Genomic DNA, 26,560 nt, shown 5'->3' with positions numbered 1-26,560 from the left:
GCCCGATTGCACAAGCCACTGCGTCCAGCCGGCTAGAATCGCCCGATGAGCGACACATCCCCCAGCTACCCCACCCTCCAATCCATCGGCTGGCCCTGGCCTGGCCCTGCCGAGGACCCGTCCTGGCAGGCGGTGTTTGCCGCGCATCCGCAGGCGTTGCCGGCGCGGGTGGTGGAGCAGCACCGCACCGGCTATGTGGTGGCCGATACGCCGGAGGCTAGTCTCAAGGCCGAATCGTTACCGGAGTGGCAGCGGCCGCGGTTTCCCAGCCATGAGCGGGCGGCGGTCGGCGATTGGGTGCTGATGGAGGGCAAGCGCATCGTGGCGCTACTGCCGCGGCACACCTCGATCAAGCGCGGTGCGGCCGGCGAGCATTACCACCAGCAGGTGATCGCGGCCAATATCGATACGGTGTTCATCGTGTGCGGGCTGGATGCGGACTTCAATCCGCGCCGCATCGAGCGCTATCTGCTGCTGGTCGGCGGCGGCGGTGCCGAGCCGGTAGTGGTGCTGACCAAGGCCGACCAGACCGAATACGCCGAGGATGCATTGGCGGTGCTGGAGGAGCTGGAGGCGCAGAACATCCCGCTGCTTGCGGTCAATGCCAAGGATCCGGAAAGCGTGGCGGCGTTGCGGCCGTGGCTGGGCGATGGCCGTACCGCGGTGCTGGTGGGCTCGTCCGGTGCGGGCAAGTCGACGCTGACCAATACCTTGCTCGGGTCGCAGAAGATGAAGACCAACGCGGTGCGCGAAAACGATTCGCGCGGCCGGCATACCACCACCCATCGCGCCTTGATTCCGTTGCCGACTGGCGCCTGCCTGATCGATACGCCCGGCATGCGCGAGCTCAAGCCGACCGGCGAGGAAGATCTGGCCGAAGGCGGCTTCTCGGATGTGGAGGCATTGGCGGCGCAGTGCCGCTTCAACGATTGCGCGCATATTGCCGAGCCCGGTTGTGCGGTGCGTGCGGCGATCGAGGCCGATACGCTGGATCCGGAGCGCGTTGCCAACTACATGAAGCTGCGTGTGGAAGTGGCCAGCGCGGCCGAAAAACTCGCCACCCGGGTTGCGCAGAACAATCGCGGCAAGGGCTCGGGCAAGCGGCCGGCCAGCGTCGATCGTCCCGGACGGCGCTGATGCCGGCGCGCAAGGGGCCGCCGGACATCGTCCATCACGCGGCGCTGGATGCGCGCCTGGTCAAGGCGGTGCGCGGTGTGCGCCTGCTCGCCCTGGCGAGCTGGCCGCGTGCGTTGCAGGAGCCGTTCCTGCAGAGCGTGGCGCGCGGGCAGCCGGAACTGCCGCAGGTGGAGTACCCGGCGCTGGATTTCGGCGATACCCGGCGCGAGCTGGCGGCGATCGCCAAGCAGGCCGATCCGCATCACCCGTTGGGCGCCTACCTGATCGACTCGACGCACAGCTGGGGCCTGGCTGCCGGCCTGCTGGAATCGCTGGGCACCCCGGCAGTGAGCGATTACTCGGCGCAGCTGTTCGGTGTGCCGGACGATCCGATGCCGGGCAATGGCCCGAGCACGCGCGAGGCGGCGCGGCATTTCATTCAGATCGCGCAGGAGCTGGACCGCGAACTGCTGGCGCCGGAAGAGCAGGTGCCGGTGTCGGCAACCGCATTACGCATGCAATTGCAGAACGATCTGGATGCGTTTTTCGAAGGCCGCGTCATCACCGTCACGCTCGATCCGGATCTGCTCGCCAAGGCTGCGGCAGGCGCGCACCGGATCCGTTTGCGCAGCGGTGCCACCTTCAGCGATTACGACCGCGCGCAGCTGTTCCATCACGAAGCCCTGGTGCATTCGCTCACCGCGCTCAACGGGCGCGCGCAGGTGCATCTACCCAGCCTGGGCATTTCCTCGCCGCGCACCACCGCCACCCAGGAAGGCCTGGCGACGTTTGCCGAGCAGATCACCGGCAGCATCGATATCGAACGCATGAAGCGCATCAGCCTGCGCATCGAAGCGATTGCGATGGCGCGCGCGGGCGCCGACTTCATCGAGGTGTTCCGTTATTTCACCGTCAGCGGGCAGAGCGCAACCGAGAGTTTTTCGTCGGCGCAACGCGTGTTTCGCGGCGTGCCCACTGCAGGCGGCGGTGCGTTTACCAAGGACACCGTATACCTGCGCGGCCTGGTCGCCGTGCACACCTTTTTCCGGCATGCCTTGCAGCGCGACCAGCTGCAGCTGTGTCGCTATCTGTTCGCCGGCAAGATGGCGCTTGGCGACGTGGCGCGCTTTGCGCCCTTGTTCGATAGCGGCGTGCTGGTGGCACCGCGCTGGCTGCCGCCGTGGGTGAGCCGGGTCAGCGGGTTGGCCGGCATGCTGGCGTTTTCGTTGTTCGCCAATCGCATCCGCATGGATCAGTTGCAGCCGCCGGCAATGAATGTCTGAGATGACACACTGCGTTCGATACGTGCATGTGCGCGATCACATGGTGATCGCGTCGGTGAACCTGCGCATGCAAACCCGCGCTGCCTACACGAGGTTGCAACGAGCCGGACTGCACACTGCACGCCTCGCCCGATCCGGGCTACAACACGAGGCAATGCGATGAAAATCTTGATGGTGCTCACGTCTCACGACCAGCTGGGCGATACCGGCAAGAAGACCGGCTTCTGGCTGGAAGAATTCGCCGCGCCGTACTACGTCTTCAAGGACGCCGGTGCCGACATCACCGTGGTCTCTCCCAAGGGCGGCCAGCCGCCGCTGGACCCGAAGAGCGACGAGCCCGATGCGCAGACCGAAGCCACCAAGCGCTTCAAGCAGGATGCCGATGCGCAGAAGGTGCTGGCCACCACGCATCGCCTTGCCGATGTCAAGGCAGAGGATTTCGATGCGCTGTTCTACCCGGGCGGTCATGGCCCGTTGTGGGATCTGGCCGAAGACAAGCAGTCGATCGCGCTGATCGAAGCCTTTGCCGCAGCCGACAAGCCGCACGGCCTGGTCTGCCACGCGCCAGGCGCACTGCGTCACGTCAAGGGCAGCGATGGCAAGCCGCTGGTCAACGGCCGGCGCGTGACCGGCTTCACCAACGGCGAAGAAGAGGCGGTCGGTCTGACCAAGATCGTTCCGTTCCTGGTCGAAGACGTGCTCACCGAACTCGGTGGAAAGTACGAGAAGAAAGCCGATTGGGCGGTGCATGTGATTACCGATGGCACCTTGGTAACCGGCCAGAATCCGGCCTCATCGGAAAAGACCGCGCAGACCTTGCTCACGCTGTTGAAGGGCTGAGCGAGAGCGGCCAGGAAAGATGGCGGGCAGTTGTCAGGTGTGGACGTCGTGCAGGAACTTGCACATACGAGTGGTACATGTCGATTCCGAGCACTGCCCGCGTGAACCTGGCCGCTGCGCAATAGGCTTGTTGGCCGCTCTTGGCGATTGGAACGTTGTTGAAGCAATGAGTTAGTGGTTGGCGTACTGGCAGCAGTGCATTGCGGATGCATGTGGCTGCTGCAGCTTCGAGCTCGATCGCGTCAGTATGGCTGCCAAGTGATCGATTCAGTAAGGCCGCCCAGTGATCGATACGGAATCGGCACGTTACCCATCATGGGCGCGCATCATGGACGGCCCAGTCAGTCCCGCGCAAGCCACTCTCGCGCCGTAGAGCGAGCACGCTTGACGCCACTGCAGTAACGCGAACGCGTTACCGCCACACCCTCTCCCGTCGGGAGAAGGGTTGGGGTTAAGGGGCAGTCGACGCACCGACCAAGATCCCGCACCCTCTTCGGTCAGGCAGAACGCTTCAATCAGCTCCTGCATTGCAGGCAGCGCGGGATGCAGGTCATCGACCGACACCCTGCACCTACCTCGCTCAGTCGATACGCTCCAGCCAGCGCACCGCATACCCCGGCAACGCCAGGCGCAGGTCATCGCCCAGCGGCTGTGTCACCGCATCTGGTTGATCTGCCAATACCTGCCACCGCCCACTCAGCCTGCCTGCAAGCACTACATCGAGCGCTTGTGCGCTGAAGTTGTGGACGGCAATAAAGCGATCGCCGCGCGTCAGCGCAAACAATTGCGGGGTGTCCAACGCCACACTGCCCAACGATTGATCCGACGCAAGCGCCGGCAATGCGGCGCGTTGCTGGATCAATGCGTGCAAACGTTGGTAGACCTGTCCGCTCACGCTGCTGCTGTCGTGGCGCTGCGCTGCGTGTTGCCAGTCCATCGCCGGGCGATGTAGCCAGCGGCCTTCATGCTGCCGATGCGCATCCATCCGGTAACCGATGTCGTTGGGTAATGCGAGTTCGTCGCCCATGTAGATCAGCGGCACGCCCGGCATCGCCAGGGCGATGGCATAGAGCAGCACCAATCGATCCACTGCGCTGCGCAACGCCGCTGCATCGCCGGTCTCCTGCGCCGCCTGGATGCCGGCGAGTGCGGCGGCCATGCCGTTGGTGCCGTGCACGCCGTCGCCGCTGCTCTGGAAACTCTCGCCGCGTGCGTAACTGCCGGACGATTCGTTGGCGTAGAAGCGCGCCACGTCGCGCAACGAGAAGGGCGGCTGCACGGCGTTGCCTGCCGCTTCGTGCTGCAACACGTTCCAGCCGATGTCGTCGTGGCAGCGCACATAGCTCAGCCACGCGCAGTTGGCCGGCAGTGGCGGGCTATGCGCGATGACGTTGTGCAGGATGTCGCCGCGTTGCAGCGCCAGGGCCGACCATCCGGCCGCCATCAGCGTGCTGTGATACGCCAGATGGCATTCGTGGCCCTGGTCTGCGCCGCTGCCGAAGTAGGGAGGCAGGTCGGCCATCGGCACGATGGCCTCGGCCTTCATCGCCACCGATGGCGCGACGATGTCGGCAACCGCACGCAGCGCGACCAGCAAGGTATGCGCTTCGGGCTGGTTCATGCAGTCGGTGCCGGTGCGCTTCCATAGATAGGCGGTGGAATCCAGACGGAACGCTTCCACTCCCAGGTTGGCCAGCTGCAGCATCGCCAACGCCATCTCGCCGAACACCGCCGGGTTGCTCCAGTTCAAATCCCATTGGTAGGGATAGAACGTGGTCCACATCCATTGCGCGGCTTCTTCCACCCAGGTGAAATTGCCCGGTGCGGTATGCGGAAACACCTGCCCCAGCGTTGTTTCGTACTGATCGGGCAGGCTGCGGTCGGCGAAGTGGTGGTAGTAGTCCAGATAGCGTGCATCGCCTGCGCGTGCAGCCCTTGCCCAGGCGTGATCGTCTGCGGTGTGGTTGAGCACGAAGTCCGCACACAGACTGATGCCGGATGCGCGCAGTCGCGTGGTCAGGGCGACCAGGTCGTCGTTGCTGCCCAGGCTGGGCTCGACCTGGCCATAGTCGCTGACCGCGAAGCCGCCGTCGTTGTCGCCGGCGCGTGCGCGCAGGAACGGCAGCAGGTGCAGGTAGCGCACGCCGAGCTCCTGCAGATATGGCACGCGTTCGGCCACGCCCTGCAAGGTGCCGGCAAAGTGGTCCACGTAGGCGCTGTAGCCCAGCATGTGCTGTGCGCCGAACCAGCCGGGCTTGCGGGTGGCATCGAGCTGTTGCAATGCGTGCGGACGTTGTTGCGCGCTGCTGCCGAGGGCGGCCAGCCACTGCGTCAGCCACGCCGCGTAATCGGGACGTTGCCCATACAGCGACTGCAGCGCATGCAGCAGGCGCGGTGCGTGTCGGTCGAAACGCGTCAGCAACGCGGTGGCGCGCTGTGCATCCAGCGACGCGGCAAAGGCCGCGCGCAGAGCGGTGGAATCGGTGAGGGAGGTGCTCATTGGAGGCCGCCGGGCCCGGGCCCGGCGCGGGGTCCTTAGAAGTCGTAACGCAGGCTGAGGCTGGTGGTGCGGCCGGCAATCGAGCGCGCGCGGATGATGCCGTTGGCCGGAATCGTGGCTTCTTCGGCTTCGGTCAGACCAAATGTGTTGAACAGGTTGTTGACGTTGAGCGCAACGGTAAGCGAATCGGTCACGCGGTAGTCGCCGAACAGGTTGACCTGCGTGTAGCCGGGCATCTTCAGCTGGTTGGAATCCTGCGTATAGGCGTCGGTGGTGCCGATCAGATTCACGCCGAACTGGTAGCCGTCGCCGCGATAGCTCGGGGTGAGCTGCCAGACGACATCGGCCTGGCGACGCGGCACATTGCCGGTGTTTTCTGGGGTGATCTGGTCGCGGGAAATCTCCGCATCGGTCCAGGTCAGGCCACCGTTGACGGTAAAGCCCTCGTAGCGGTAGCTGGCTTCCAGCTCCACGCCGTGCGCCTCGTAGCTGCGGTTGAAGAAGCGCTGGCTGGTGACTTCGAAGTTCTGTTCCTGGGTGCGTGCGGAGAACGCGGTGGCGAACAGGCTCAGCCCGTCGCGACGCCACTTCAGGCCGGCTTCGGCCTGGCGTACCACGTTGACGCCCTCATCGGAGGACACCGAGCCATCGTCGCGCACCACGCCGAACAACAGGCGGTCGGCATTGGCGCGTGCGCCGCGGCTGATGCGTGCGAAGGCGCCCAGGTCGTCGTTGATCAGATAATTGGTCCCCAACGAATACGACAGGTAGTTCCAGTCGTAGTTCACCGGGCGTGCGTTGGCGGTGTCGACCGTGGCCACGCGTTGTTCCACCGGCTGGATCACGCCGTCGCCGTTGACGTCCAGGTTCTGCGCGATCGCGGTGCCGCTATAGCGGCCACGCGCATCGCCCATGTCGTAACGCAGGCTGCCGTCGATGCTGAACTTGCCGCTGTCGAAGGTGAGGGCGAGGTACGGCGCGTTGACGTCGTAGCGCACGTCGTAGCTGCGGGTGATGCAGCAATCGCCCCAGAATGGCGTGCCATACGCATACAAACCGTTCTGCGAGCGCGACACGCCGGCCGCGTCGACCACGTTGAGCAGGCGCGAGTCGCGGCCCAGGCTCTGCACGTAGGAGTTCCAGGTCCAGTCCATGTCGATGGTCTGGCGCGAGCTGTAATAGCCCATGCGCAGATTCAGCGTGCGGCCGTCGCCATCGAACTCGCGCGAGAGGCTGAGGTCGTTGGTGACGTTGCCCAGATCGTTGATGGCGACATTGAACAGATGCGTGCGGATGGCGGTACCGGTGTAGGCCTGGCCGGCATTGGGGCCACCGGCTTCCACCAGTTGCGCGCCGGCACCGCCGATGGACGACGCCAGCGAGGCGGCATCGGTAACTTCGGCCGGGAACGGGCTGACGAAGCGGCCGCTGTTGTCGGCGACGCGGAATTTCTCGCTCAGGTTCCAGCCACTGCCCAGGTCGAACCAGGCTTCGGCGCCGATGGTGCGCGAGATCGGATGCATGCCGTCGCCCAGGTCGGTGCGGCGCGGCCGGTTGTTGCCATCCAGGCCGGCATCGGTGCGGAAATTGCGGCTGTACAACGTGTCGTTGCCCGGATCGAAACCGGGGAAGCCGCCCAGGTCCGGCGAGCCGTCGCGGCCACGCACCGAGGTGGGAACCGGCAGATAGCCGGCGGCGCGGTCGTTGAGGTATTTGCCGTACACACGCACGTAGCCGTTCTCGAACAGGCGGGTGAGGTTGGCCTTAAGCTGGCCGCCCTTGTCGGTGGTGTAGCCGGCATCGCGCACGCCGTCGCCCTGGCGGAAGAAGCCGCCGATATTGAACTGCCAGTGCTCGGCGAATGGCGCGCCGTAATTGAAGTCGATGCGGGTGTTGTCGTAGTCCAGGCCGCGACTGACGCCGACGCTGCCGCCTGCGGTGTCGCCGGTCTTGCTGATGAAGTTGATGATGCCGCCGGGCGCATTGCTGGTGAACGTCGAGGCCGAGCCGCCGCGGATGGCTTCGATGCGATCCATCGTGAAATCCGAGCGCAGGAAGATATCGGCGTTACCGAAGGCGATATCGCCGAACTCCATCACCGGCAGGCCGTCTTCCTGCAGCTGCAGGAACTTGGCGCCACCGGAGGCCACCGGCAGACCGCGCACGGCGATGTTGGCGTTGCCTTCGCCGCCGCTGGATTCGGAGCGGATGCCGGGGATGTTGCGGAAGATCTCGGCAGTGCTGCGCGGCGCCGACTGCTCGATCGCCTCGGCGCCCACGGTGCTGACCGACACGCTGGACTTCAACTTGGTGGTGGCGGTGGAGGTGCCGGTGACGAACACCGAATCCAGATTGACCGCCGCGCTGTCGGCGGCCGGCGGAGCGGCAGGTGCGGCGGCGGTGTCCTGAGCCAGCGCGGCAGGCGCGCACAGGCAGGAAACGACCGCACAGGCCAGGGCATGCAGGCGCAGGGTGTGCAAGGTGGACATTGCGATTCTCTCTCTCACAGGTGGTGGTATGCCGACGCCTGCATCGTCCCCTCCCAGGGGCCGGCCATCTGGCCTGCAGTGCGAGCGCAGTAATACGCCGCACTACAATCGATTGCAATCATGCACCGCAGCATTTCGGGCGGAGCAATAAAGTCACGATCAACGTGCAAGCAACTTGTTGCGGCGCAGCGTTACAATCGATTGCATAACCTGCAGGGTACAGTGCGCTGCGGCCACTGGGAGCCGCACCGATGCCCTGGGCCCCGCATGCCGTCGACCGCTCCTCCGCTCTCTTTCGCGCGCATCCTGGCGCTCAATGCCGGTTTCTTCGGTGTGCAATACAGCTTCGGGTTGCAGCAGAGCAACATGAGCCCGATCTACAACTACCTGGGCGCCGATCACGCCAGCCTGCCGTATCTGTGGTTGGCCGGGCCGATCACCGGGCTGGTGCTGCAGCCATTCGTCGGTGCGTGGAGCGACCGCTCGGTGACCCGCTGGGGCCGCCGCATGCCGTACATGGTGCTGGGCGCGCTGGTGTGCAGCCTGTGTCTGCTGGCGATGCCGTTCAGTACGGCGTTGTGGATGGCGGTGTGCCTGCTGTGGGTCCTGGATGCGGCCAACAACGTGGCGATGGAGCCCTATCGTGCGCTGGTCAGCGATGTGCTCTCGCCACCGCAGCGGCCCCTCGGGTATCTCACCCAAAGCGCGTTCACCGGCCTGGCACAGACGCTGGCGTACCTGACCCCGCCGCTGCTGGTGTGGTTCGGCATGAATCAGGACGCCGCCAACGCGCACCATATTCCCTACGTCACCATTGCCGCGTTCGTGATCGGTGCGGGGTTTTCGGCCGCCTCCATCCTGCTGACCGCGCGCAGCGTGCGCGAGCCGGTCATCCCGCCGGCCGAGATTGCGCGCATGCGTCAGCGCGGTGCCGGCCTGGGCGCAACCGTGCGCGAAATCGTCGGCGCGTTGCGCGCGATGCCGCCCACCATGCGTCAGCTGGCGCCGGTGATGTTGTTCCAGTGGTATGGGATTTTCTGCTACTGGCAATACATCGTGTTGTCGTTGTCGACCACCTTGTTCGGCACCACCGACGCCACCTCGCACGGCTTCCGTCAGGCCGGCCTGGTCAATGGGCAGATCGGCGGGTTCTACAATTTCATCGCGTTTCTGGCGGCGTTTGCGATGGTGCCGGTGGTGCGTCGCTTCGGCCCCAAGTACACGCATGCAGCCTGTCTGCTGGCAGCCGGCGTCGGTATGTGGGTGTTGCCGGGCATCGAGAACCGCTGGTTGTTGCTGCTGCCGATGATCGGGATTGGCCTGGCCTGGGCCAGCATGATGGGCAATCCGTATCTGATGCTCGCCGACAGCATCCCGTCCGAACGCACCGGCGTGTACATGGGCTTGTTCAACCTGTTCATCGTGCTGCCGATGCTGATCCAGATCGTCACCCTGCCGCTGTATTACGAGCGGTTGCTGCACGGCGACCCGCGCAACGTGATCCGCCTGGCCGGCGCGCTGATGCTGGCCGCCGCAGTGGCGATGGTGTGCGTGCGCGTCCACAAGTCGAAAGTGATCCTGGCAGATTCGTAGGACTAGCTGGCTGACATCGCCGGCTGCCGAAGATGCGAGACGTGCATGCCTGCCTGGTTGCCAGGGTTGCCGATGACAGTGGACCGACTGGCCGCCCGCCCCCCTCATCCGCCCTTCGGGCACCTTCTCCCGCAGGCGGGAGAAGGAAGCGGGCTGCCGGCCGGTATCTCCTGATCCTCAATCGCAATCCCGAATCCCGAATCCCGAATCCCCGCCTCACGCCTCACGCCTCACGCCGACTCACGCACCACCAGCTTCACCGGCATCTCCACCGACTCGACGGCTTCGCCTGCGATCAGCGCCAGCAGCCGGTCCACCAGCAAGCGCGCGGCCAGGCCCAGATCCTGCCGCACCGTGGTCAGCGGTGGCTGGCTGTAGGCGGCCAGTGGAATATCGTCGAAGCCCACCAGCGAGATGTCCTGCGGCACGCGGTGGCCGGCTTCGACCAGGGCGCGGATGGCGCCCACGGCGATCACGTCGGAGGCCGCAAACAAGCCATCCGGTGGGTCGGTTTTCTTGAGCATGGCGCGGGTGAGGCGGTAGGCATCTTCGCTGACGAAATGACTGCGCGCATGCAGGCGGGTGTCGAATTCCAGTCCATGCCGCTCCAGGGCGTGACGGTAGCCGGCAAACCGCGGCGCCACTTCCGGCAACTGGTCGTCGCCCAGAAACGCAATGCGCTGGCGGCCGCTGGCGATCAGGTATTCGGTGGCGAGCGCGCCGCCCTGGAAGTTGTCGCTGCCCACGCTGATGTAGGCCTGGCCATCGATACGGCTACCCCACACGGCCATCGGCAGGCCGTCGCGAGCGGCTTCGTCCAGTGCGGCATGTTCGGAACTTTGCCCGAGCACGATCACGCCATCGGAGCGGCTGCCGCGTGCGAGCTGCTCCACCCAGCCGTCCTGGTGCCGGTCCAGCTTGGACAGCAGCATGCTGTAGCCGCGCCCGGTGAGCTCTTCGGCCAGCAGCGCCAGCATGGTCATCAGGAACGGATCGGACAGCGGTTGATCCAGCGCGTGCATCATCGGCACCGCAACGCTCACGGTGTTGGAGCGCCTGGCGCGCAGGCTGCGTGCCACCGGGTCCACCTGATACCCGGCATCGGCGGCGATCTGCTTGATGTAGGCGCGGGTGCGCTCTGCCACCACCGGGCTGCCAGCCAAGGCGCGCGACACGGTGGACTCGGACACGCCCGCCATGCGGGCAATGTCGGCCATCTGCGGGCGTGCATTGGGCGTGGTGCGTTCTGGAGGTTTGGCCATGGCAGCGCACTGCGGAAAAGCCAGAGTGTAATCAGTTCGCACTAGAGGCGGGTTGTTCGCGTAGTGGCGGTCGCTTGTGCGCAAAGGCGCTGCACCATTGCGCACACCTGTCCTAGCGCTGTGATCGCGATTGCGATTGCGTCCTGCGTGCCAGTCGGACGCTGCTGCCGGGTGGTGGCTCGCCGGGCAGCGGGACATCAGCAGCCAGGAGCGGCGAACACGAGTTCGCGAGCGGTTGGCAGATCGGGAGGCAGCGTGCAGGACCACAGCGTGGTACCTGTCGATCGCGCGCACGGCGCGGCAGTCGTTGGATCAATCGTTCCGCGCGATCGCAGCTGGCCTGCGGATGCATGCACGACAGCCGCTTGCAGCCAACGGCCGCTGTCAGCCCATGTACAGACCGCCGTTGACCGCGTAGTCGGCGCCCGTCACATACGCCGCGTCATCGGAGGCCAGCCATGCGCACAGGCCGGCGACTTCGACCGGCTTGCCCAGGCGGCGCACCGGCACCGAGGTGGCCAGGCGGTCCAGCACATCCGGCGGAAAACTGCTGATCGAGGCGCTGGCGATATAGCCGGGCGAAATGGTGTTGACGGTGACCCCGCGCGAGGCGACTTCCTGCGCCAGCGCACGGCTGAAGCCATGCATCGCGGCCTTGGCGGTGGCGAAGTTGATCTGCCCGATCTGGCCCTTGTGCGCGCTGACCGAGCCGATGTTGACGATGCGTCCCCAACCGCGCGCGGTCATGCCGTCGACCACCTGCTTGGTGATGTTGAACAGGGAATGCAGGTTGCTGGCGATCACCACGTTCCAGTCGTCGCGGCTCATCTGCCGGAACAAGGTATCGCGGCTACCACCGGCGTTGTTGACCAGCACATCGATCTCGCCGACCTCGGCCTTGACCTTGGCAAACGCGGCCACGGTGGAATCCCAATCGGCGGCATTGCCTTCGGAGGCGACGAACTCGAAGCCCTGCTCGCGCTGTTCGCGCAGCCAGGAGGTCTTGCGCGGCGAATTGGGCCCGCAACCGGCGACTACGGTATGCCCGCTGCGCGCCAGCTTCTGGCAGATCGCGGTACCCACACTGCCCATGCCACTGGTGACGTATGCGATGCGAAGTGTCATTGCTTGAACTCCTTCGGAGTTGGGAGTTGGGATTCGGGATTGGGGATGAGGGGATTCGTAACAGCGGGCATTGGTTCGCTCTGGCTTTTGCGAATCCCCAATCCCGAATGCCGAATCCCGGCGCGCGACTAGCGCGCCAACGGAAACAGGCCAAACAACAACCCGCCCGCCAACATCAACAGGGAAATCAGCACCGCCCATTTCAACGTGAAGCGCTGATGGTCGGCGAAGTCGACCTTGGCCAGGCCGACCAGCAGATAGGTCGATGGCACCAGCGGGCTGAGCAGATGCACCGGTTGCCCGGCCAGCGAGGCGCGCGCCATTTCCACCGGGGTGATGCCGTAGTGGCCGGCGGCTTCGGACAGGATCGGCAGCACGCCGAAGTAGAACGCGTCGTTGGACATGAAGAACGTAAACGGCATGCTGACGATCGCAGTGATCACCGCCAGATACGGGCCCCAGCTGTCCGGGATCACCGCCAGGAAGCTGCGCGACATCGCCTCGACCATGCCGGTGTTGGACAGGATGCCGGTGAAGATGCCGGCGGCGAAGATCAGCGACACCACCGACAGCACATTGCCGGCGTGATTGACCAGGCGACGGCGCTGCTCGGCCAGGTTGGGGTAGTTGATCATCAGCGCCAGCGCAAAGCCGATCATGAACAGCACCGGCATCGGCAGCACGCCGACCACCAGCGCGGCCATCAGCGCCAGGGTCAGGAGCAGGTTCACCCACAGCAGCTTGGGCCGCTTCATGTCCTCGGTGTCTTCCACGCGCGGCAGTGCATCGCTTTCCTCGGGGATGCTGGTGTCCAGCCAGTTGCCGTCGGCCGGCAGGCGCACCACGCCCAGGCGGCGACGTTCGCGCATGCCCAGATACCAGGCCAGCGTGAGGATGCCGGCGATCGCCATCGCCATCGCCGGCACCAGCGGCACGAACACATCGGCCGGATCCACATGCAGGGCGGTGGCGGCGCGCGCGGTGGGGCCGCCCCACGGGGTCAGGTTCATCACGCCGCTGGCCAGGATGGTCACGCAGGTGAGGTTGAGCGCGTTCATGCCCAGGCGCTGGTACAGCGGCAGCATCGCCGACACGGTGATCATGTAGGTGGTGGAGCCATCGCCGTCGAGCGAGATCAGCATTGCCAGGATCGCCGTGCCCATCACTATCTTCAGCGGATCGCCCTTGACCAGGCGCAGGATGCGGCCGACCAGCGGATCGAACAGGCCGGCATCGATCATCACCCCGAAGTAGAGGATGGCGAACATCAGCATCACGCCAGTGGGTGCGATCTTCTTGATGCCGTCGAGCATCATCTCGTTGATGCCGGTGCCGAAGCCGCCCAGCAGCGCGAACACAATCGGTACCGTGATCAGAGCCACCAGCGGCGACAGCCGCTTGCTCATGATCAGGTACATGAAGGTGATCACCATTCCGAAACCGAGCGCGGTCAGCATGCGGGCAAATCCTTTGGGACATACAGCAGGGAGAGGGTGGAGCGCACCGCTGCGCAGCACACGCTGCGGTGGTGTTGCGCAACTGCAAGAACGCCGTTCATTGCGTCACGACCGCAACGGCAAAGGCGGCGGCCTTCGTGCGTGCATGGACGGCGCTGCATCGTGGCGACGCATGCCGACATGGGCTCAAACCGTGGCGCGATGCAGCAGTGCATCAGAAGTCGTACTGAAACCGGCCGGTCACCGCCAGCGTGTGATCGACCACCGCATTCATCGTGCGGTCGCGGTTGCGGCTGTCGATGACATTGAGCATCACGCGCAGATTGGGCTTGAAATACCAGTTGCCACCCAGCGTCCACGACTGCGTGCTGGCATCGATGAAGTTGGGCTGTCCATCCAGGTGTTGGTCGCCACGCATGTAGTCGTAGCGCAGCGCCAGTTCGAACGCGCCGCTGGGCCGATTGGGCGTGGCGATACGGCTGAAACGCCCGGTCTTGCGGTCGTAGCCGCGCGATTCGCCGGTGACGAACCAGCTGACCAGGCCGTAGCTTGCCAGGACCTTGGCATGCTGGCTGCCATCGTCGAGCAGGCCGCCGCTGAATTCGCTCTGCCACGACCACGGGCCAAGTACCTCGGCATATTCCAGCGACCACTTGTCGAAGTCGGTATCGCGTCCGTCGGCAAAGCGCGCCAGGGTGATGCGGCTGTTATTGGCCAGGTCGTTTTCCGGGCGCGGGCGGATCAACAGCGATGCCGCACCGTCGCTGCCTGGATGCGAGTAGCGCTCATGCGCCAATGAAATGCCGAGGTGACGCAGCCGCGCTTGACCCATCTCCGGCGCAAAGGTCAGGCGTGTCCCCAGCGCGCCGCCCTTGGTGGAGGAGTTGTCGATGCTTTCCAGGCTGTAGAGCGCCGTGGACCAGGTGGCATCGGGGCGATTGGCCTGCCAGGAAATGGCCTTGCGATAGATCGGCGCCAGCGTGGTGGAGGCATAGCCACGTTCCAGGAACGGGCCATAGTTGGAACCGGTGCGGTCGTCCAGGGAGAAGTACTGCTTGAACTGGCCCACGGTCAGCGTGCCGGCAGAAAACTTCCTGGCGATGTACACATCGCGCGCCAGGATGCCGCGGCTACCGGATTCGTATTGCAGGCCGGCAAATTCCGCCTCGGCCTTGTAGTTGAAGCCATAGAACTTGCCTGCCACATCCAGCCACACACGACGGAACTGGGTGTCGTTGCGCTCGGGCGTGCCGCGTTCATCGTTGTCGAACACGGTGAAATCCCAGTGCACGCGCCCGCCCACCTCGGCAGTGACCGGGCCGGCGTCGTCGGCCGCGTGCGCCGCCGGTGCCAGGCAGATCGCAGCGCAGGCGGTGATGGCGCGCAGACGCAAGGTGTCGTTGCTCACAGACCCTCCCAGGTACATGTGTGAATCACGTTCAGCGATGCACCACGAGGACCGCCGTGGCGCGTTGGCTGCAGCCTAGTCCCATGAAGCTGTCATGGACCTGTCGTTGGGGGCGGGGATTGGGGAGTCGGGATTGGGGATTGGCAAGAGCCAAAGAAGCTTTTGTCTGCGTGGCCTGTTACCTTCCGGCCGCGGCCAACCGCCGTTGCGAATCCCCAATCCCGACTCCCCAATCCCAGCCTCATGCGCCTGCTGCTAGTCGAAGACAATGCCGACCTCGCCGATGCCATCGTGCGGCGCATGCGCCGTAGCGGGCATGCGGTGGACTGGCAGGCAGACGGGTTGGCGGCGGCCAGCGTGCTGCGCTATCAGAGCTTCGATCTGGTGGTGCTGGATATCGGCCTGCCCAAGCTGGACGGATTGCGCGTGCTGGCCGGGATGCGCGAGCGTGGCGATACCACGCCGGTCTTGATGCTCACCGCGCGCGATGGCATCGAAGACCGCGTGCAGGCGCTGGATGTGGGCGCGGACGATTACCTGGGCAAGCCGTTCGATTTCCGCGAATTCGAGGCGCGGTGCCGTGTCTTGCTGCGGCGCAATCGCGGGCAGGCCAGCGAGGTGGTGCAGGTCGGCGGGTTCGTATTCGACAACGCTGCGCATACGGTGGTGCTCGATGGCGCGCCGATCGAACTGCCCAACCGCGAATACCGCCTGCTGGAAATCCTGATCGGGCGGTTGGGCCATGTGGTGGGCAAGGACGAGATCGGCAACGGGCTGTTCGGCTTCGACGACGATGCCGGGCCCAATGCGATCGAGCTGTACGTCGGCCGTCTGCGTCGCAAGCTGGCCAGCGCGCCGCTGCGCATCGTCACCGTGCGCGGCGCCGGCTACAAACTCGAAGAAGCCGACCCGCATGCGCCGGTGGAGCCGGGCAGCGATGGCTGAGCCGCTGACGGTGGCGCCTTCGATCCGGCGCACCTTGCTGCTGTATCTGGGCTGCCTGTCGCTGCTGGGCGCGGTGGTACTGTTCTTTGCCGCGCGCGATTACGGCGAGCGTGCGGCCAACCGCTCCTACGATCACCTGCTGGTGTCCTCGGCGCTGTCCATCATCGATAGCGTGGCGCTGGTCGGCGGCGATTGGCAGGTGGATCTGCCGTATGCCTCGCTGGATCTGCTGGGCATGGCGCCGGAAGATCGCGTGTTTTATCGCGTGTTCGATGCGCAAGGCCGCACCATCACCGGCGAAGACAGGTTGCCGCTGCCGGCGCGCGCGCCCGGCGACGAGCGCCCGGTCCTGTTCGATGCGCAGTACAGCGGCGAGCCGGTGCGCTTTGCGGTGGTGATGCATCGCGTTGCCTCGGCCTCCGGGCAGGGCGAAGTGCGCGTGCAGGTGGGCCAGACCCGGCGTGCACGCGATGCGGTGGCACGCGACGTGGTGCTCAATGCCCTGGTCGCGATCGGCGTGTTGTCGCTGCTGGCGTTGGGGCTGGTGTGGTTGGGCGTGTACCGTGCCTTGCGTCCGTTGCAGCGCATCGAGCGCGACCTGTCGCGTCGCGAGCCATCGGATCTCAAGCCGCTCAACGTGCCGGCGCCGCAGGAAATGCAGTTGATGGTGACCGCGCTCAATCGTTTCATGGCGCGGCTGTCGTCCAGCAACGAGACCTTGCGCGCGTTCATGGCCGAAGCTGCGCACCAGATGCGCACGCCCCTGGCCGCGTTGCGCGCGCAGGCGCAGCTGGCCATGGACGACGACGATCCGCGCGACATGCAACGCAGCCTGGCCGCGATCGAGCGCAACGCCAGCCACATGAGCCGCCTGCTCAATCAATTGCTCAGCGATGCCAGCGTGATCCATCGCTCGAATCTGCAGCGCTTTGCCACGGTGGATCTGGCCGAGGTGCTGCACCAGGCCTTGCACGAAGCGTTGCCGCGCGGCGCGGGCGCGCCGCGTGTGCAGCTGGCCATCGATCCGCAACCGGCGCTGCTGCGCGGGGATGCGTTGCTGCTGCGCGAAGCGCTCAAGAATCTGATCGATAACGCCTGCAAATACGGTGGCGGCGCGCCGTTGCAGGTGGCCTTGACCGGCGACGGCAACCACCACGTGCTGACCATTGCCGACCACGGGCCAGGCATTCCGGCTGCTGAAGCCGAGCGTGTATTCGAGCGTTTCGTGCGTGGGCCGGATGTCCCCGCCGGCGGCGCAGGCCTGGGGCTTGCCATCGTCAAGCGCGTGGTCGAGGCACATGGCGGGCGCATCGATCTGGCCAACCGCATCGGTGGCGGGTTGATCGCCTCGTTGCATTTCCCGGGAGGAACCGCGTGATGCGCAGGCTGTGGGCGATGGTGTTGCTGCTGGTGCACGGTCTGGCCTGGGCGGCGCCGGGCGATGTGCGGCGCTTTCCCGCACATGGGCCGATGCAGGCGCAGCTACGCGTGCAGGGGTCCACCGATCTGGAAGTGTTCGGCGCGGTCATTCAGGACTACCAACGCCTGCATCCGGGCACCGAGGTGATCTACGAGGATGTGATCGCCTGGGACATCTACGCGCGCTATCTGCATCCGGCCGCCAGTGCGCCCACTGCCGATATGTTGATCAGCGCCAGCATGGATCTGCAGACCAAGCTGGTGAACGATGGGCACGCGCTGGCCCACCGTTCCGCGCAGACCGAAGCGCTGCCGGCCTGGGCGCAATGGCGGCACGAGGTGTTCGGCATCAGCTATGAGCCGGTGGCCATCGTCTACAACACGCGCAAGCTCGATCCCTCCCGCGTCCCGCGCACGCGACGCCAGCTGCTGGCGTTGCTGCGTGCGCCGGATGCGCCGTTACGCGGCAAGGTGGGCACCTACGATGTGGAGCGCAGCGGGGTGGGCTACCTGTTCGCCACTCAGGACGGGCAGGTGGGCAGCATTGCCGGCGCGCTGCTGGCCGCGCTGGGCGCAAACCAGGTCAGGCTGGAAGAACGTACCGGCACCTTGCTCGACCGCGTCAGTCGCGGCGAGTTGCTGCTGGCCTACAACGTGCTCGGGTCCTACGCGCAGGCGCGTATCGATGCCGGCGCGCCGCTGGGTATCGTGCAGCCGCAGGACTACACGCTGGTGGCGCTGCGTACCGCGGTGATCCCCAAGACCGCACCGCATGCGCCGGAAGCGCGCAGGTTTCTCGACTATCTGCTGTCGCCACGCGGGCAGCAGGTGCTCTCGCGCGAAGCGCGGCTGATGCCGATCCTGCCGGCCGCCGGTGGCCGGGGCGGCTCGGCACAACCGCCGTTCCGGCCGATTCCGCTCGGCCCCGGCCTGCTGGTGTATCTGGACAAGCTCAAGCGCCGCCAGTTTCTGGAAGCGTGGCGTGCGAGTACGCAGCCGCCGCGATAGGGCAGCGGCATCGTTGGCGCCCATGTGCCAGACTTGGCAGATGGCCGATCTCACCATTCTCGTCGCCGACGATCACCCGCTGTTCCGTGCCGCCGTGATCCACGTGCTGCAGCAGACCCTGCCGCAGGCGCAGGTGGTGGAAGCCTCCAGCGCCACCACGCTGAGTGCGATGCTGCGCGCGCACCCGCAGGCCGAGCTGGTGCTGCTGGACCTGGCTATGCCCGGTGCGCGCGGCTTCTCGGCGTTGCTGCATGTGCGCGGCGAGCATCCCGATATCCCGGTAGTGGTGATCTCCTCCAACGATCACCCGCGGGTGATCCGGCGCGCGCAGCAGTTCGGCGCGGCGGGTTTCATTCCCAAGTCCACGCCGGCCGAGACCATCGGCACCGCCGTGGCCAGCGTCCTGGACGGCGGCACCTGGTTTCCGCCGATGACCGCCGAGCGTTCGGAGGCCGACGCGCAACTGGCCGCCAAGCTGGCCCAGCTCACCCCGCAACAGTTCCGCGTGCTGCTGAGCCTGGCCGATGGCCTGCTCAACAAGCAGATTGCGCACGAACTCGGTCTGGCCGAGAACACCGTCAAGGTGCATGTCACCGCCATCCTGAAGAAGCTGGACTGCTACAGCCGCACGCAGGCAGCGGTGCTGGTCAAGGCGCTGGAGCCGGAAGGCGAGGGTTAACGCCTGCAAGGCAGGTTGCGTGCGGGAAACCGCCGGTGGCGCGCGCAGATCAGGCGTGTACGGGGCGCCTGGGCCAGGGCTCCAATCGCGTCGCGGCGCGGGCCGCGCGCCCCGAGCTGCTGTCGCCTGCCGGCGCGACAGCGCTGCGATTGTCTGGGGTGCCGCAAGGCGGGTTCATCACCGCGTGAGAGCGCGTAACCGCTGCATGCCCATGATGCGGAACACCCGCTCGGTCTGTGCGTCCACCACGGCATTGACGGCTTCGGCGCCGTAGTCCGCGAAGTCGACAGTGGTACGCAGGGGCTTGGCGCCCCTGGGCAGCGCAAGCACGCGCGCGATCTCGTCGGCCACCGCCTGCACCGGGGCCTGCTGCCCGTCGCGAAACAGGCGGCGCAGGCCCGGTTCGTAGTTGTCCACTTCCGGCTGCACCGCCGCGTAGGCCTGTTCCATCGACTCGGCCGGGCGCACCGCGGTCTGGAAATGCGAGGTGCCATCCATGAAGGTACCGGGCATGACGATGGTCGTTTCGATCCCCAGCGGCTGCACTTCGTAGGCGGTGGTTTCGGCCACTGCGTCCAGCGCATATTTGCCGGCCACGTACGGCATCATGAAGGGCGCGACGATACGGGTGATGGTGCTGCCGACGTACAGCAACACGCCATCGCCTTGCCTGCGCAGTTGCGGTAGTGCAGCGCGATTGAGCCGGTGCGCACCCACCGCATTGGTATTGAAGCTGTCGGCCAGCTGCTCCGGGGTGAAACCCTCGGCCATGCCGATGAACAGATGCGCGGCATTGTGGATCACCGCATCCAGTCGCCCGTGCGCGGCGATTACGCCATCGACCGCATCCTGGCACGACTGCGCATGGTGGATGTCCAGATCGACCACCTGCACGTAGCCACCGTGGTCGCTGGCGTAAGCCTCCAGCGCTTGCCTGCGCGCGGTGCTGCGGCCATGCGGGTCACGCACGCCTGCATGGACCGCGTAGCCGGCACGGATCAGCGTCTGCGCGGTCAGCAGGCCCATACCCGAGCCGGCGCCTGAAATCAGTACAGTCTTCATGGTGTCTCCTTGCTGAGGTGGATAGTTGCAAGCGGCGATCGCGAGGATGCCGCTGCGTCGACGCAGCTGGGCTCATTGCAGCCCGCATCGCCGCGCAGCGCGTGCGCCAGCGGCGGCGCAGCACTGGATTGGCCGACCGTGTAGCCGATTGCGAGGATGCGCTGGAGGCTCAGTCCTGCCGTTGGCGATGCAAGATCATGCCGCCGTGATGCAGTTCGTCCTGGGTGACGAACTGGCCATCGGCGGTGAATCCGCTGTCATCCCAATAGGGGATCGTGGAACCCGTAACGTCGTAACGGCCCTGGTAGGCGCTTCGGCGTGCATCGCGTGCCTCGTCGTAGCGACCGTTGGCCAACAGGGTCTGGCGGATCCTGCCATCACCGGTGACCCACATGCCGACGTAGGGGTGTGTCTGCATGGGGGTTGGCTCCGGCAAGGACGTGCGTGTCGGTGTTGCGGGCGGTGCAGTGGCGGCCATGGCAGCGGCATTGCAGGCGCCGGCTGCGCCGGCGCCAAGCGCCATGGCGACTGCGATGCTCATGCGCGTATCGGTCATCGGTGTGTCCTGCGTCTGAGTTGGGCGGAGGGGCGCTGCAGCACGGCGTCGTACGCGGCAAGATCCAGGAATGCATCCACTTCCACCGCCTTGCCGCCCTGCATGCGCAGGATCCACACGTAGCGATTGCGGTAGCTTCCGCCGTCCGCCAGGTCGGCGGCGCCGTCCCATTGCACGATGACGTGGTCGCCGTCGGCCCACAGCCGCCGTTGCACAGGACGCAGCGGCGAGGACAGGCGCTCGGTCAGCGGGCGCACGGCCCGTTCGATCAGCGCAGCGCGACCGTGGAGGGTGCCGGCGCTCGGGCCGGAGCCGTGGATGGTCCAGGCCACCTCCGGCGCCAGCAGCTCCTCGAAGAGGTTGCTGCCGCCGGCTTCCCAGCGTGCAAACGCTGCATCGACGATGCGCTTGTTGCACGGCTGCAGCGCCTGGTCGACACAGCGCTCGGTTGCGGCCGCCGGGGCGATCGGCCCGGCACCGGCGATGCACGCGGCCGCGATCAACAATGCCGCAGCGAAGGTGGAAGGTCTGCTCATGAGGTCACCCCCGGTCTCAGTGGCGCAGCTGCAGCGCGTGCGTGCCATAGATCAGCTGCTGCGCCATCGGCCGCCCGATGAAGCGCTCCGGGAAGATCGGCGACAGGCCGCTGACCTGATCCAGGCGCGCCAGCTGGTCGTCGCTGAACTCGACCTCCAGCGCACCGAAGTTGTCCTCGGCCTGTTGCAGCGTGCGTGCACCCATCAGCGGCGAGACCACCGCCGGATTGCGCAAGGTCCAGGCAAGCGCCACTTGCGAACGCGAGGCGCCCAGCTCGTCGGCCACCGCACCGACCACATCGGCGATCTCCAGCGAGCGCGCGTTGAGATGCCCGGTCGAGGCGATCACGCCCTTGCGGCTGGTGGATACGTCCGCCGCGTTGTCGTCGGACAGATCCGCGCGGCTGTACTTGCCGGTCAGGATGCCGCCGCCCAGCGGCGACCACGGCAACACGCCCAGGCCCAGCTCGCGCGCCATCGGGAGCAACTCGTGTTCGACGGTGCGTTCGACCAGGCTGTATTCGATCTGCAGCGCGACCAATGGCGACCAGCCACGCAGATCGGCAAGCGTCTGCAGCTGCGCCACGCGCCAGGCCGGCGTGTTGCAGATGCCGATGTACAGCACCTTGCCCGATTGCACCAGATGCTCCAGCCCGCGCATCACTTCGTCCGGCGAGGTCGTGAAGTCCCAGGCATGCAGATACAGCAGATCGATGCGATCGGTGTCCAGTTGCTGCAGGCTGGTCTCCACCGAACGGATCAGGTTCAGACGATGATTGCCGCCGGAGTTGATGTTGTGCGCATCGCGCGCCATGGTGAATTTGGTCGCCACCACAAAGCGCTCGCGATGCGGCTTGATCAGGCTGCCGACGATACGCTCGGCGCCGCCGTTGGTGTAATTGACCGCAGTGTCGATGAAGTTGCCGCCGCGGTCTGCATACGCGTCGAAGATGCGCTTGGCTTCGCCCGCATCCGCGCCCCAGCCCCATTCCTCGCCGAAGGTCATGGTGCCCAGCGACAGCGGCGAGACGCGCAGCCCGGAGCGGCCGAGCAGGCGGTAGTGGTCCAGCGAAAGTGTCTGACTCATGCTTGGGTTCTCCAGATAGTGGCGTCGTGCGTCTTGCGATGCACTGTGCCGCGTGCAGTGGAGTCAGCGTGAGCCTGGTTATCCGGCATCCTTGCCTGATCGTCCGAATCGTCCACGCAGCATCGTCACGCCGCCGTAGCAGTGGCTTGCATGCATTGCAGCATTCGGTTCGAGGTGCGTGGGCGTGCCACGTCGATTGCAAGGCGCCAAGGAACACGCACGCGGTGGTCGCACGGCCCCCGCAGTGGGCGCGAGTATCAGAGACAACGGTGCGCCCTTCTGGGTCGGCGAGTGAGCGACCAGAGCGCCAGGATCTGCGTCGTCGCTGCAGTGCCCTTGCCCGGCCAACCTCACGGGACACGCTGCAAGTACGTCCCTGTCAGCTCTGACGCGGCATCCATGCCGCGTCAGGTCGCGCGACGGTGGGCGGACAAGGATCAGTCGAGATGGTCGGTGTGCATGATTGCAGGCAGGACATGACGTGCGTTGGTTGAATAACGGCGTGTCCGAGCAGCTTCTCAAGCCAAGGCAAACGGCAGGCGGGCAGGCTTTCAATAAAGCAGCTGGCGAACTTTCTGGTGCGGTGTCCCGCGAGCGGCGAGGGCACCGCGCGCTCGACTACCAAGCTTTTATCGCATCTAAACGACGCTACGAATCGACATTTCTATCATCGTGGGCTGATTGAACGCTCTCGATGCATCGGTCGCCGAGCGATAGCGCTCCCGCTCCCCGCCCACCTCTACCTGACACGCCGCAAGTACGTCTGCACAAGGTCCACAGCGGTATCCAAGCGCAGCAGCACGCCTACGCGGGTGTAGCGTGCGCACGCTACCGACAATCACGCAATGCCATCAAAAATCCAGCGAGTAACCCAGCGTAAACGTGCGGCCGCGCCCGGCGAAGTAGCGCAGCGGCTCGACCAGGGCCGATTGCGAGTAGTAGGTGATGTACTGCTTGTCGAACAGGTTGGAGACACCCATGCGCACTGCGCCACGCGGCAACGCGTAATTGAACGTCGCATCCACCAGCGTGTAGCCGCTGAAGCGCTTGTCGGCCTCGTCGAAGGATTGGCTGAAGGCATGCTGGGCCTGCACGAACGAGGAGAGCTTGGGCGTCCACTGCGCCGACCACGAGGCGATCACCCGGTTGGGCGCCACGTTGAGCCCGTCCAGGCGCGCGTCCAGCTGCCCGTCGTTATCGCTGTCGTAGCGGCCGCGGGTGTAGGCGTAGGACAGGCGCAGCCGATGCGCCGCATCCAGGCGATACCCCAGGCTGGCGTCCACGCCCTGCACGCGGGTCTTTTCCCGGCTCATCATGAAGGCGCCGTTGATCGGCACCACGCGCGTGCCCAGATCCGAGTTGGATTGGAAGTAGCTCAGGTCCGCATCGAAGGCGCCACGCGTGAGGCGGGTGCCCGCTTCCATGCTCTTGGTCAGGATGGGCTCCAGCGTGCTCAGGCTGGCCACGCGCGTGCCCGGGGTATTGATCGCGCGCAGCACGCGGCCCACGTCCGGCATGCCGAAGCCTTCGGAATAGCTGGTGAAAAAGCTCACACCTTCGAGCGGCGTGTAGACCAGGCCGGCGTTGTAGAGGGTCTGGTTGAAGTCGAGTGTGCCGCCTTCCACAGCGACCCGGTTGTAGCGCCACAGCGTCTGATAACTGTCGATCTTCAACTTGGCTTCTTCGCGGCGCACGCCGGCGTGCAGGGTCAGCGTGGGCAGCAGCTTGTATTCGCCCTGTACGAACAGCGACAGATTGCGGTAGTCCGATTCGGGCACATAGGTACGCCCGGTGCCGTACAGATCCTGCTTGCCGGTGTCGGCCAGCAGGTCGACGCCGCCGGTGAGCTTGAGCCGGTTGTCGAGCAGGTCGTCCCTGGTCAGGCTGATCTTGCTGCCCCACTTGGAAGCGACCGAACGCGATTGGTCGTACAGCGTGCCGACCGGTGCGATGCGCGGGTCCTGAAACGTGGACGAGTTGTCGGCGCCGAACAGCCCTTCGAATTCCTGGTTGAACACCATCGCGCTCAGCTGCATGCCGGCCAGATCGTCATGGGTGTAGGACAGGCTGGAGGTCAGCACGTCGTTCCACGGCGCGGTGCCCTGCGGGGTGCCGCGCACCGAGGTGGTGGGCAGGCCTTGCGCACGGTTGCCGGGGATGCCGATGTAGTCGTTGTCGTTCTTGATGCGGTAGCGGTTGACGCTGACGCTCAGGCGCTGCGTGTCGGTGAGCGCGTAGCCGAGCTTGGCCAGCACGTCGTAGCTCTTGGACGTCATCAGGTCGCCCTGGGTGTTGTCGGCGCCGATCGGCCGGCCTTCTCCATCCACATACAGGCCCTGGTCGCTGTAGCTGGCCGAGAACAGGTAATCGAGCTTGTCCGAGCGGCCGTCCACGCGGTAGCGGGTCTCGGCGCTGGTGGTTTCCGCGCGCGTCTCGGACGTGGGCGCGGTGGCCTGCATGTCGATGTGCTGGTTGAGCGAGCCGTCCTGCGGGCGCCGGGTGATGATGTTGATGGTGCCGCCGGTGGCGCCCAGCCCGTTGATCGCGTTGGCGCCCTGGATCACTTCGATGCGCTCGACCATCGCATAGTCGATGGTGTGCGCCTCGCGCCCGGTGGGACGGATCGGGTTGGACTGCGGCACGCCGTCGATCAGGATCAATGGCGTGCGCCCGCGCAGGGTTTCGCCGCTACCGTTCATCTTGCCGCGGCTGGGCGTGTACGAGGGAATCAGGTTGGCGAGCACGTCGGAGGAATTGCTGGAGATCGTCAGCTGCTGCTGGATCTGCGCCTTGTCGATGATCAACACCGTCTGCGGCGACTCGGCCACGGTCATGTTGGAGCGCGAGGCGGCCACCACCACGGTGTCCAGTGTGTCGGTGACGTCCGATTGGGCGGACGCGGTTGCGGAGGCGAACAGGCAAAGGGTGGCAACGAACGGCATGCCGGCCGATCCATGGGCGGAAAGCTTCATCGAGTAAGAACTCCAAGGCGCCGACGGAGCACGCGACATGCTCCGCGACGCAAAGTGAAAGTCAAATGGGAATCGTTCTCGATATTCTAGCAGGTGCCGTCGTCCGGCGACCGCACACTGCCGGCTGGATGTGCGCGCGGGCATCGCGCCGACTTCCATGCAATCGCTGAGCGGCGATTTGCAGATCTGCGCGCTGCGTTGGCGGCGCGCGCTGGAGTAGGCGATGGCGCTGCTGCTTGTCCACTCCCACTGACGCAAGGCGGTTCCGACCATGCGCTTACCGTGCGGATCAGATTGAAACGACGATCGCCGCCAGAACGGCTGTTGTGCGCACCACAACCGATGTCAGGGCCTGGGCCGGTAGACCACGATGCCCTGCGTGCGGGCGACGTACTCCATGAACGGCGAGTCCACGACCTTTTCGTTTTCCGGGCGCGATGAGGCATTGCGCAACACCGGGCCCCGGTCGGTCATGACGAAGATGCCGACATGGCTGACATCCAGCCCGGGCGCCGGCGAGTACCTGCCCACATAGTCGCCGGTGCGCAGTTGCCGGACGATAGTGCTGTCCACATCGGTGGCGGGGATGTAGGTGATGGTCCGCTGCACCAGCGGCAATCCGGGCAGATAGCTGCTGCCGTCGGCTTTGAGATTGAGCGTCTTGTCCACGCGCACGGCCCTGGGGCCGAGCGTTGCGGTGATGTCGTCGGCAAGCGGGTAGGGACGTGCGACCCAGTCCGAAAAGAAGTGCTTGCGCGAGGTGAAGCCGATGACGCCATCGACGTAGCGGGTGAGGATCACGCGATCGACGAAGTCCTGCTGCGAATGGGCGTGGCGCGCCGCTTCGACATAGTCCAGATAGGTGAAGCAATCCAGGCCCCTGAAGTCGATGATCAGCCGCTCCGGCACGGTGGCCGAGCCCTGCAGCATGTTGGCCTGATACGGGGTGTCGAGAAATTCCGCCGAGATCAGCTTGATCAGATGCCCCTGACTCACGCCGCGATGCGTGGATGCCTGGTGCAGCACGCGGTCCAGGGTCTGCAGCGTGTATGGGTCCATGTCCGCGCGCACCGGGCCGGAGGGCGGCACGGTCGCCGATGGCGTGGACGCGTGCACGGGCAGATCCGCCGCGCAGCCTGCGGCAAGCAACGCGGTCAACATCATGGCGGCAGGCCTGAACATGGGGGCTCCAATGTCCTGGGGGGAGAACAACCGGCAGCTGA

Annotated in this window: 20 protein-coding genes; 8 read left to right on the top strand and 12 right to left on the bottom strand. The window is 65.7% G+C overall.

Features of this window, described 5'->3' with window-relative positions:
• Positions 1-45: 45 nt before the first annotated feature.
• From rsgA to FHY18_RS14785, 3 genes are all read left to right on the top strand, one after another.
• A complete protein-coding gene (gene rsgA / locus FHY18_RS14795) occupies positions 46-1,137 on the top strand; it encodes a ribosome small subunit-dependent GTPase A (protein ID WP_259156441.1) in 1,092 nt (363 codons plus the stop codon).
• A complete protein-coding gene (locus FHY18_RS14790) occupies positions 1,137-2,399 on the top strand; it encodes a flavohemoglobin expression-modulating QEGLA motif protein (protein WP_104621870.1) in 1,263 nt (420 codons plus the stop codon). The genes rsgA and FHY18_RS14790 overlap by 1 nt, the downstream gene beginning before the upstream one ends.
• Before the next feature lie 159 nt (positions 2,400-2,558).
• Positions 2,559-3,239 carry a type 1 glutamine amidotransferase domain-containing protein gene (locus FHY18_RS14785; RefSeq protein WP_259156436.1) on the top strand — a complete coding sequence of 227 codons (681 nt, stop codon included), beginning with the start codon at positions 2,559-2,561 and terminating at the stop codon, positions 3,237-3,239.
• A 580-nt stretch (positions 3,240-3,819) separates the two neighbouring features.
• Here FHY18_RS14785 and FHY18_RS14780 read toward each other — a convergent pair.
• Both FHY18_RS14780 and FHY18_RS14775 read right to left on the bottom strand, forming a co-directional pair.
• On the bottom strand, positions 3,820-5,739 hold the full coding sequence (locus FHY18_RS14780; protein ID WP_259156435.1) for an amylosucrase: 1,920 nt from the start codon (positions 5,737-5,739) through the stop codon (positions 3,820-3,822).
• A 35-nt stretch (positions 5,740-5,774) separates the two neighbouring features.
• The gene (locus FHY18_RS14775; protein ID WP_259156434.1) at positions 5,775-8,228 is read right to left on the bottom strand and encodes a TonB-dependent receptor; all 2,454 of its coding nucleotides are present in this window, start codon (positions 8,226-8,228) and stop codon (positions 5,775-5,777) included.
• A 267-nt stretch (positions 8,229-8,495) separates the two neighbouring features.
• On the opposite strand from FHY18_RS14775, the gene FHY18_RS14770 reads away from it, so the two are divergent.
• Positions 8,496-9,821 (top strand): MFS transporter, encoded by a 1,326-nt coding sequence (locus FHY18_RS14770; protein ID WP_259156432.1) that lies wholly within the window; start codon positions 8,496-8,498, stop codon positions 9,819-9,821.
• Between the two features lie 230 nt (positions 9,822-10,051).
• Here FHY18_RS14770 and FHY18_RS14765 read toward each other — a convergent pair whose 3' ends face one another.
• The 4 genes from FHY18_RS14765 to FHY18_RS14750 form a co-directional block, all read right to left on the bottom strand.
• Positions 10,052-11,083, bottom strand: a complete 1,032-nt coding sequence (locus FHY18_RS14765; protein ID WP_259156431.1) for a LacI family DNA-binding transcriptional regulator — start codon at positions 11,081-11,083, stop codon at positions 10,052-10,054.
• Positions 11,084-11,467: 384 nt separating this feature from the next.
• Positions 11,468-12,208, bottom strand: coding sequence for an acetoacetyl-CoA reductase (gene phbB / locus FHY18_RS14760; protein ID WP_259156430.1), 741 nt, complete (start codon positions 12,206-12,208; stop codon positions 11,468-11,470).
• A gap of 128 nt (positions 12,209-12,336) precedes the next feature.
• Entirely contained in the window at positions 12,337-13,665 is a 1,329-nt protein-coding gene (locus tag FHY18_RS14755) for a CitMHS family transporter (RefSeq protein WP_039519049.1), read from the bottom strand.
• 214 nt (positions 13,666-13,879) lie between these two features.
• Positions 13,880-15,073, bottom strand: a complete 1,194-nt coding sequence (locus FHY18_RS14750) for an OprO/OprP family phosphate-selective porin (RefSeq protein WP_259156428.1) — start codon at positions 15,071-15,073, stop codon at positions 13,880-13,882.
• 243 nt (positions 15,074-15,316) lie between these two features.
• On the opposite strand from FHY18_RS14750, the gene FHY18_RS14745 reads away from it, so the two are divergent.
• The 4 genes from FHY18_RS14745 to FHY18_RS14730 are packed head-to-tail and all read left to right on the top strand — an operon-like array spanning position 15,317 to position 19,124.
• Positions 15,317-16,018 carry a response regulator transcription factor gene (locus tag FHY18_RS14745; protein WP_205393770.1) on the top strand — a complete coding sequence of 234 codons (702 nt, stop codon included), beginning with the start codon at positions 15,317-15,319 and terminating at the stop codon, positions 16,016-16,018.
• Positions 16,011-17,396 carry a sensor histidine kinase gene (locus FHY18_RS14740; protein ID WP_259156423.1) on the top strand — a complete coding sequence of 462 codons (1,386 nt, stop codon included), beginning with the start codon at positions 16,011-16,013 and terminating at the stop codon, positions 17,394-17,396. The genes FHY18_RS14745 and FHY18_RS14740 overlap by 8 nt, the downstream gene beginning before the upstream one ends.
• Positions 17,396-18,445, top strand: a complete 1,050-nt coding sequence (locus FHY18_RS14735) for an ABC transporter substrate-binding protein (RefSeq protein ID WP_259156421.1) — start codon at positions 17,396-17,398, stop codon at positions 18,443-18,445. The genes FHY18_RS14740 and FHY18_RS14735 overlap by 1 nt, the downstream gene beginning before the upstream one ends.
• 40 nt (positions 18,446-18,485) lie before the next feature.
• Positions 18,486-19,124 (top strand): response regulator transcription factor, encoded by a 639-nt coding sequence (locus tag FHY18_RS14730; protein ID WP_259156419.1) that lies wholly within the window; start codon positions 18,486-18,488, stop codon positions 19,122-19,124.
• Positions 19,125-19,301: 177 nt separating this feature from the next.
• Here FHY18_RS14730 and FHY18_RS14725 read toward each other — a convergent pair whose 3' ends face one another.
• The 6 genes from FHY18_RS14725 to FHY18_RS14700 all read right to left on the bottom strand — a co-directional run bounded on the left by FHY18_RS14725 (position 19,302) and on the right by FHY18_RS14700 (position 26,519).
• On the bottom strand, positions 19,302-20,186 hold the full coding sequence (locus FHY18_RS14725; protein ID WP_259156417.1) for an SDR family oxidoreductase: 885 nt from the start codon (positions 20,184-20,186) through the stop codon (positions 19,302-19,304).
• A gap of 169 nt (positions 20,187-20,355) precedes the next feature.
• Complete coding sequence (locus FHY18_RS14720; protein ID WP_259156972.1) at positions 20,356-20,727, bottom strand: Atu4866 domain-containing protein; 372 nt, start codon at positions 20,725-20,727, stop codon at positions 20,356-20,358.
• A gap of 11 nt (positions 20,728-20,738) precedes the next feature.
• Positions 20,739-21,278 (bottom strand): nuclear transport factor 2 family protein, encoded by a 540-nt coding sequence (locus FHY18_RS14715; protein WP_259156416.1) that lies wholly within the window; start codon positions 21,276-21,278, stop codon positions 20,739-20,741.
• Positions 21,279-21,294: 16 nt separating this feature from the next.
• Positions 21,295-22,365 carry an aldo/keto reductase gene (locus FHY18_RS14710; protein ID WP_259156414.1) on the bottom strand — a complete coding sequence of 357 codons (1,071 nt, stop codon included), beginning with the start codon at positions 22,363-22,365 and terminating at the stop codon, positions 21,295-21,297.
• A gap of 851 nt (positions 22,366-23,216) precedes the next feature.
• The gene (locus FHY18_RS14705) at positions 23,217-25,337 is read right to left on the bottom strand and encodes a TonB-dependent receptor (protein ID WP_259156412.1); all 2,121 of its coding nucleotides are present in this window, start codon (positions 25,335-25,337) and stop codon (positions 23,217-23,219) included.
• A 345-nt stretch (positions 25,338-25,682) separates the two neighbouring features.
• Positions 25,683-26,519, bottom strand: a complete 837-nt coding sequence (locus tag FHY18_RS14700) for a DUF1460 domain-containing protein (protein ID WP_259156411.1) — start codon at positions 26,517-26,519, stop codon at positions 25,683-25,685.
• Positions 26,520-26,560: the final 41 nt, after the last annotated feature.

Origin of the sequence: Xanthomonas sp. 3793, from assembly GCF_024806835.1 — a bacterium.
Lineage (GTDB): Bacteria > Pseudomonadota > Gammaproteobacteria > Xanthomonadales > Xanthomonadaceae > Xanthomonas > Xanthomonas arboricola_F.
Note: the sequence above shows the minus strand (reverse complement) of the source record. Positions and strands in the feature narration are given on the sequence as shown.

Coding starts and splice junctions, on each gene's coding strand:
- rsgA (WP_259156441.1), top strand. CDS start 46: ATGAGCGACACATCCCCCAGCTACCCCACCCTCCAATCCATCGGCTGG.
- FHY18_RS14790 (WP_104621870.1), top strand. CDS start 1,137: ATGCCGGCGCGCAAGGGGCCGCCGGACATCGTCCATCACGCGGCGCTG.
- FHY18_RS14785 (WP_259156436.1), top strand. CDS start 2,559: ATGAAAATCTTGATGGTGCTCACGTCTCACGACCAGCTGGGCGATACC.
- FHY18_RS14780 (WP_259156435.1), bottom strand. CDS start 5,739: ATGAGCACCTCCCTCACCGATTCCACCGCTCTGCGCGCGGCCTTTGCC.
- FHY18_RS14775 (WP_259156434.1), bottom strand. CDS start 8,228: ATGTCCACCTTGCACACCCTGCGCCTGCATGCCCTGGCCTGTGCGGTC.
- FHY18_RS14770 (WP_259156432.1), top strand. CDS start 8,496: ATGCCGTCGACCGCTCCTCCGCTCTCTTTCGCGCGCATCCTGGCGCTC.
- FHY18_RS14765 (WP_259156431.1), bottom strand. CDS start 11,083: ATGGCCAAACCTCCAGAACGCACCACGCCCAATGCACGCCCGCAGATG.
- phbB (WP_259156430.1), bottom strand. CDS start 12,208: ATGACACTTCGCATCGCATACGTCACCAGTGGCATGGGCAGTGTGGGT.
- FHY18_RS14755 (WP_039519049.1), bottom strand. CDS start 13,665: ATGCTGACCGCGCTCGGTTTCGGAATGGTGATCACCTTCATGTACCTG.
- FHY18_RS14745 (WP_205393770.1), top strand. CDS start 15,317: ATGCGCCTGCTGCTAGTCGAAGACAATGCCGACCTCGCCGATGCCATC.
- FHY18_RS14740 (WP_259156423.1), top strand. CDS start 16,011: ATGGCTGAGCCGCTGACGGTGGCGCCTTCGATCCGGCGCACCTTGCTG.
- FHY18_RS14735 (WP_259156421.1), top strand. CDS start 17,396: ATGCGCAGGCTGTGGGCGATGGTGTTGCTGCTGGTGCACGGTCTGGCC.
- FHY18_RS14730 (WP_259156419.1), top strand. CDS start 18,486: ATGGCCGATCTCACCATTCTCGTCGCCGACGATCACCCGCTGTTCCGT.
- FHY18_RS14725 (WP_259156417.1), bottom strand. CDS start 20,186: ATGAAGACTGTACTGATTTCAGGCGCCGGCTCGGGTATGGGCCTGCTG.
- FHY18_RS14720 (WP_259156972.1), bottom strand. CDS start 20,727: ATGAGCATCGCAGTCGCCATGGCGCTTGGCGCCGGCGCAGCCGGCGCC.
- FHY18_RS14715 (WP_259156416.1), bottom strand. CDS start 21,278: ATGAGCAGACCTTCCACCTTCGCTGCGGCATTGTTGATCGCGGCCGCG.
- FHY18_RS14710 (WP_259156414.1), bottom strand. CDS start 22,365: ATGAGTCAGACACTTTCGCTGGACCACTACCGCCTGCTCGGCCGCTCC.
- FHY18_RS14705 (WP_259156412.1), bottom strand. CDS start 25,337: ATGAAGCTTTCCGCCCATGGATCGGCCGGCATGCCGTTCGTTGCCACC.
- FHY18_RS14700 (WP_259156411.1), bottom strand. CDS start 26,519: ATGTTCAGGCCTGCCGCCATGATGTTGACCGCGTTGCTTGCCGCAGGC.